Raw genomic sequence first — 790 nt, 5'->3', positions numbered from 1 at the left:
AGGGCGAGCCTCGAGACGGTGCGGCTGGTGGGCTACCGGGTGGTCGACGACCGGTGAGTCGCCTCGACGCCCTCTCCCTCCGCAGCCGTACGACCTTCACGGCAGTCGCGACCGTCGCCCTGCTCCTGGCTGCCGGCGCCTGGGTGCTCCTGACCACACTGGACCGGCAGCTGATCGCCAGCGCCGACAAAGCCTCACAAGCCACCGCCCACGACCTGGTCGCGATGGTGCAGAGCAACCGGCTGCCGGACGTGCTGACGCAGGTCGGCGACGACGGCGTCGCCCAGGTCTTCACCGCGGACGGCACAGTCCTCGCCGCCTCCGCCAACATCACCGGCCGCGGACCCATCACGCGACCGGCCGGCTCCTCCTCGGCACGGCAGCGCACGTTCGACGGCCCCGACGACCAGGAGACCGAGACCTACCGGGCATGGGTCGTGTCGGGCGCCTCTCCTAGTGGTGAGGTGACCGTGGTGGTCGGCAGCAGCCTCGAGGCGGCCCACGAGGCCTCTCGGCGCCTGCGGACGCTGCTGCTCATCGGCGTTCCGCTGGCCGTACTCACGCTCGGCGCCGTGGTCTGGCTGCTGGTCGGGCGCGCCCTCGGACGACTCGATCGCATCCGTGCCGAGGTCGACGCCATCGGCCCCCACCAGCTCGACCGGAGGCTGGTCGTGACCGGACCGCGCGACGAGGTCAGGCGGCTCGCCGCGACGATGAACCGGATGCTGGACAGGGTCGAGTCGGCCGTGACCAGGCAGCGCCAGCTCGTCGCCGACGTCTCCCACGACCT

The 790-nt window shown here is 72.0% G+C and carries 1 protein-coding gene; it reads left to right on the top strand.

Features of this window, described 5'->3' with window-relative positions:
• Nucleotides 1-53 precede the first annotated feature (53 nt).
• On the top strand, nucleotides 54-790 hold a 737-nt coding region (locus AC1DP1_RS23195), incomplete at its 3' end, for a HAMP domain-containing protein (RefSeq protein WP_477508852.1).

Source organism: Nocardioides sp. P4_G10, from assembly GCF_056401175.1.
The sequence above is the reverse complement of the archived record's forward strand: the minus strand, read 5'-3'. Positions and strand labels throughout refer to the sequence as shown.